This is a genomic window from Arthrobacter sp. I3 (assembly GCF_000520575.1).
Lineage (GTDB): Bacteria > Actinomycetota > Actinomycetes > Actinomycetales > Micrococcaceae > Arthrobacter > Arthrobacter humicola_A.
The window spans coordinates 19,307-25,285 of the sequence record NZ_KI914921.1 but is presented as its reverse complement, the minus strand read 5'-3'; the positions used below and the strand labels follow the sequence as shown (position 1 = coordinate 25,285).

The 5,979-nt window shown below is 68.2% G+C and carries 3 protein-coding genes; all 3 read left to right on the top strand.

The genetic code is table 11. The features are described from left to right. Positions 1–132 precede the first annotated feature (132 nt). Positions 133–720 (top strand): aminoacyl-tRNA hydrolase, encoded by a 588-nt coding sequence (gene pth / locus Y706_RS0110030; protein ID WP_028276488.1) that lies wholly within the window; start codon positions 133–135, stop codon positions 718–720. 239 nt (positions 721–959) lie between these two features. Beyond that, positions 960–3,704, top strand: a complete 2,745-nt coding sequence (locus Y706_RS0110025; protein WP_028276487.1) for a helix-turn-helix transcriptional regulator — start codon at positions 960–962, stop codon at positions 3,702–3,704. After that, on the top strand, positions 3,682–5,979 hold a 2,298-nt coding region (locus Y706_RS0110020), incomplete at its 3' end, for an ATP-binding protein (protein WP_343213047.1). The genes Y706_RS0110025 and Y706_RS0110020, both read left to right, overlap by 23 nt.

The following is a 5,979-nucleotide window of genomic DNA, read 5'->3' as shown; positions in this document are numbered from 1 at the left end:
TCTCTGGTGCCGTAGCCCGCGCCGTACGCGCCCCGTAGCCGGCTGCCCGCCCCGCCCCACTTGCCCCGCGCCCCACTTGCCCCGCCCCACTGGCCGTGTCCTACCGGCCGCGTCCCACCGAAGGACTGACCCATGACCGACACCTGGCTGATCGTAGGCCTTGGCAACCCCGGATCCGAGTACAGCCACAACCGGCACAACGTCGGCCAGATGGTCCTGGACGAACTCGCCTCGCGCGTCGGCGGTGGCTTCAAATCGCACAAATCGCGTGCCCAGGTCCTCGAAGGGCGTCTGGGCATCGGCGGACCCCGGATCGTGCTGGCCAAGCCGCTGTCATACATGAACGTCTCCGGCGGCCCGGTGTCTGCCCTGGCCCAGTTCTTCGGCATCGATCCGGCCCATGTCATTGCCGTCCATGACGAGATCGACATCCCCTTCGACACCGTGCGGCTCAAGATCGGCGGCGGCGAAGGCGGCCACAACGGACTGCGCGACATCTCCAAGGCCCTGGCCACCAAGGACTACCTGCGCGTGCGGGTGGGCGTCGGGCGTCCGCCCGGACGGATGGAGACCGCGGACTTTGTCCTGCGTGACTTTTCCGCGCCGGAGAAAAAGGAACTGCCCTTCCTCATCGACTCAGCTGCCGACGCCGTCGAAGTCCTGGTCCGGGACGGCCTCACCGCCGCCCAACAAAAGTTCCACCCCGCCAAGGCGACGTAGCCCCTCCGGCACGTAAACGCAGGCAAAACAGCACGCAGCCAAAACGCCCCGACGGCGGGCCGGCCCGGGCCCGCGGCAGGCGGGCGCTGACTAAGTTGCATGCGGATTGCGTGTTTCCTTTCCAAGCTTTCCGCATTCCAGCTATGATCTGTCTACTCTCATGTCGGGGGATAGGGATACGCTACTTCTAAGTGGGCAGTCCGGGGTTGCTGTCTGCAAAGCGGTACGAAGGAAACTACATGTCGAGGGATTCGCTGGGCTGGGGGAATGTTTCCACTACATTGGCACCCGCCGAAGAAGAACATGCTGCCGGCCAGGTCGCGAGACACGGCTGGTCCGGTTTGGCGCGGAACGCTGATGCCGAGCGTGTCCGCCAGGAACTGCTTGCCCAGGACCGGATGGGCGTCGTCATCACGGGCGACCGCGGCGTGGGCAAAACGCTTGTCGGCCGGACCGCCCTCGCGGGTTTCGGCCCCGAGGTGTACACCATCCAGCTCCGCAGTTCCGGGCCGGGGTCGGCAACGCCGTACGGCTGCCTCGCCTTCACCCTTGCGCGGCTCCCGCAGAGTTCCCTGGGCTCGCCGACCGCCATCCTGCACGGCATTACCTCGCTGATCCGCGACGACGCCGCCGGGCGCCAGTGCGTGATCCTGCTCGACAACGCCGGCGCCCTCGATGAACTCAGCACCGGGGTCCTCCTCAACCTGCTGCAGACCCGGACCGCCCGGTTGATCGCAACGGCCCAGCGCACCACAGACCTTCCGCCCGATTTCTACTGGCTCATCACTTCCGGCCAACTCGCCGAGGTCCGGCTCGCCAACCTGACCGAGCTCGAGACGCTGGAGGTCCTGCAGTCAGCTTTGGGCCATCGGGTCTCGACCGCCCTGGCAAGCCAGCTGCACCAGCTGGTCGGCGGCAGCCCCACGCTCCTGCAGGCCGTCGTCTCCGAACAAATCGAACGCGGAAACCTTGTCCTGTCCGGATCCGTGTGGACACTGCTCGATGAGGTTGTGCTGGACGGGCGCACGGCGCTGGAGGATATTGTCCGGGCCAGGTATGCCAGGGAAACACCCGAAGCCCGGGAAGTCATCGACGTCCTCTCCTGCGCCCGGACCCTGCCCCTGTCCCGGCTCGCCAGGATGTACAGCCCCGGTGTCATCGCCGACATGGAAGAGGCCGGCCAGATCGTGGTCGACCGCGCTGACCGGCACCTCGTCACGCTGGGCGACCGCTACCTCGGCGACATTGTCCGCAACTGGCTCAGCGTGGAGCGCCGGCTGGAGCTCCGGGACAAGGTCCCCGGGCACCAGGAACATGAACTGGACGAGCTGACAGTCGAAGACCTGCTGGCCTACGCGGCGTGGACTCACGACTGCCACGCCCAGCTGGCACCCGCCCACGCCGTCGCGGCTGCCAGTGCCGCCGTCAAGCTCTTCGACCCGAAATTTGCCCTCAAATGCGCCGGCAGCCTTTCTCCCTCGGACCCTGAATGGGCCGAAGGACAGCTCCAGAAATCGGCCGCCTACCTCCAGCTCGGCCTGCCGCTGCAGGCCATGTCCGCGCTGGACGATGTCTCCGAACGGCAGGTCAACGGCCTTGCGGCCGAAAACTTCGCCGAATTCATCGCGGCGAAGGCTGACTGCATGGCCTGGCTGGACGACCGCTCCGGCCAGGTCCCCGAACTGCTCGGGCAGGCCAGGGTCCGGCTCCAGGACCTGAGCCTGGACGAGCCGTCCCCCGCCCTTGCGGCGCTTGCCCGTGCGGGGCTCTGCCTGGATCTGTGCGAGTTCAACTATTTCTCTTTCATCGGGGATTTCGAGCCCATGATGGAGCGGCTTACCACCGCGGCCACCACGGACGTGCCCGGCGCCGATCCCGTGCACCGGCTCAGGTCGGCCATCATCCTGATGGAGGCCTGGTCCATGACCGGCCACGAACTCGATGCCCGCAAACTCATGCGGGAAATCGGCGGACAGCTGGGCGAGTGGTCCAACGTGCCGCGCATCCGGGAAAACTTCGCCTGGCGCTCTTTCAACGTGCTGCTCCTTTCGGGCCTGTGGCGCCAAGCCATCGACATGCTCAAGGACGCGAGCGGCCGGGCCGGGCACGGGCTGCATTCCGGCAGCGCCGCAACGGACCTCGCCGTCGGACTCGCCTATGTCTATGCCGGCCGCGGGTACATGGCCCTGGATCCGTTGCTGGCCGCGATCGCCCAGCTGGAGGTCCGTGCGAGCCTGCAGTCCCTGCGCCAGGCCTACGCCGCCACTGCTTTTGCCTACGCCCAGACCGGCAACTCGGTGCAGGCCACGATCTACCTGGACCGGGCCCGCTCGGCTGACGGCCCGGCCCGCTTCACGGTCGGCAGTTCCACCGAGTTCTGCATGGATATGGCGTCGCGGTGGCTCGGTGACCCGGAGGCCAAGGACCGGCTGATACGGTCCGCGGAGGAGCATTTCCGGAAGGGCCGCTACACCCTGGCCGGCATCTGCATGCTCGGGGCCACCGTCAACGGCACCGTCAAGGATTTTCTTTTCATGGAGGAAATCGCCGGGCTGCGGCAGGGGCCGCTGGCCGAGCTGTCCCGGACGGTCGCCGTCGGCAGCCGGAAGAAGGACGCCGCGATCATGCTCGAAGCCGCCGGGCAGGCCGCGGGCCTCGAACTGGACGCCGTCCAGGCCCGGTGCGCCGCGCTCGCATTCGACTTCGCGAAGGGCGCCGGGCTGACCGCCAGCGCCAACGCCGCCTACAGCATGCTGGAGAGCCTCTCGGAGTCCGTGCCGGCGCTGCCAGTCATGCCGCGCAACAAGGGTCCGCTGCTGACAGACCGGGAGCGGCAAATCGCCACCCTGGCCGGGAACGGGGTCTCCAACAAGGACATCGCCCTGGAAGTGGGCATTTCCGTCAGGACCGTGGAGGGCCACCTGTACCAGGTGTTCACGAAGCTCGGCGTTTCTTCGCGAAGTGATCTGCTTGGACTCATCTAGGGGGCCGGCGGGGAACCCCGGCACGGCGCCGGCCCGCGCCTTGACCGGGAGGTCGGAAGATTTGATGTCGGCAGTGGAAGCCCTCCAGGGCGGCAGCCATGTCGCCGTGTTCGTCCTCGGCGACAGCGGGATGGGCAAGTCAAGGCTCATCGACGCCGTCGTCGGGGAGCTGGGCCCGGAGGTGACGCCGGTGCCGATCCATGGCAGCGCGTCGCTGACCAAGGTGCCCTACGGTGTCCTGGGCCCCTTCATCGTCGGACTGCCGGTCCAGGAAGCAACATCGCAGCTGGCCGTTCTGAGGACCCTGTGGGCGCATCTGGAAGAGCAGAAGCGGGCCACCCAGAAGCCCCTCCTGCTGGTCGTTGACGACGCACACGATCTCGACGAGGCGACGGCCGGAATCCTCGCGGAGCTGGCGGCGGCCGGCTGGGCGAAACTGCTCGTCGGCGCGGCGGCCCGGCCCGGACTGCCGGAACCGCTCCTGCAGCTCTGGTTTGAAGGCATCGCCGAACGGCACGACCTGCGCCCGCTCACCCTCGCGCAGACCACAGAGATGCTGGAGGGCGAGCTCGGCTCGCAAGTGCTGCCAAACGTCGCCGAGATCCTCTGGGAGGCCTCCGGCGGCAACCCGATGCTCCTCAACGGGCTCCTGGACGACGCCAGGAACGACGGGACGCTGCTGCGGCGCAACGGTGTCTGGTTGTTCACCCGGCACCTGAATAGCCACGGTGACCGGCTGACCGACGTCGTGCGCCGCCAGCTGCTGCTGCGCTCGCCGGAAGAACGCCAGGCCCTGAACCTCGTGGCGTTGGCCGAACCCGTGTCCCGGGAACTGATCGAGTCGGTGGCCGGCGAAGAGGCCGTGGGATCACTGATCGACAGCGAACTGATCCGGGTCACGGACACCGGGACGGGTGAGCTGCGGCTGTGGCATACCGTGTACGGCGACACCTTGCGGAACCTGATTTCGCCGGCCAGGAGCCTGCAGCTTCGCCAGAGCCTGCTGCGCAAGATGGACAGCGAGCCGACGTCTGCCGAGGGACTGCTACGGCAAGTGAGCTGGTCGATCGAGTGCGGCGCGGAGGTCGAGGACCGGCAGCTCCTGAGGGCGGCCGTGCTGGCGAGCCGGCTTTACGAGGACGAGCTCGCCCGCAAGGCTGCCGTCCTCGTCAAGGATCCGGAACTGCAGATGGCGGCCCGCGCCGTGATAGCACGGACCCGCTACAACGCCTCCGACTACGTGGCGGCCCGGGACATCCTCGACGCCGATTTCGGGCAGGGAAACAGCATCCCCGGGCTCCTGGCCGGTTCCCTCCTGTGGGCCGCAACGATGTCAGCGCTGGGGAACACGCCGGCAGAGATCATCAAGCGGGCACAGGTGCTCCGACGCGCCGCCGAGCGCCTCGCCGTTGCCCGGCCGGACGACGCCGAAGCCATTCACCGTGCCACGGAAGAGCGGCTGGAGATCCTGGAAGCCATGGTCCTGGCGCTGGCGGGCGAGTACGCAACAGCCCCGGCCGCGGCGCCGTCCGACGAGGACGCGGCTGCCGGCACGCCGCCGTCGAACACCCCGCCGTCGAACACCCTCGTACAGGCGTTCCGGCTCTGCCTCGACGCGGAGCGGCTCCTGGCAGGCGGCAAGGGACTGAGCGCCCTCGCTGCGATGACCCGGGCCATCGAGGCCGCCGGGGCCGATCACGAGGAGCTCTACTTCCTCACCGACTTCCTCGTGGTCCGTTCCGCGGCCGCCGCAATCCACTCCGGCGACTGGCAGGGGGCGGAAAGCCTCCTGACCGGCTTCGTCGCCGGATCCGGGCCCAACCTGATTTCCTTCGGCGGGGGAGTGCACGCGGCGCACGGCATCATCCTGCTCTACCAGGGCAAGGCCGCCCAGGCCCTGAACACGCTAAGTGCCGCGCTCGAAGCGCTGCGGTTGACCGACCCCCAGCAGCTGTTCGCGCTCACGGCGGCCATGGCCTTCGCGGCAGCCGCCGAAGTCGGTGCCCAGACGAAGGCGGAGCTGCTCCTCGCCGACTTCGAGGCAGCACCCGCGGCCCTGCCGCGGTACATGCGCTCGCTGGCCGCGATGGCCGTGGTCTATGGAAAGGCCCGGCTCGGGAACTACCCGGGTGCCATCGCCGAACTGAAGCGGCTCGGCCGACCGTACCCGGACGTGGACACCGCCGGGCTCGAACTCGACGCGTTGGCCTTTTGCCTGGCCCTGGGGGACACGGACTCGGCGCCGAGGCTGCTCGAGCTCCGGGCGGGGCTTGAG

Coding starts and splice junctions, on each gene's coding strand:
- pth (WP_028276488.1), top strand. CDS start 133: ATGACCGACACCTGGCTGATCGTAGGCCTTGGCAACCCCGGATCCGAG.
- Y706_RS0110025 (WP_028276487.1), top strand. CDS start 960: ATGTCGAGGGATTCGCTGGGCTGGGGGAATGTTTCCACTACATTGGCA.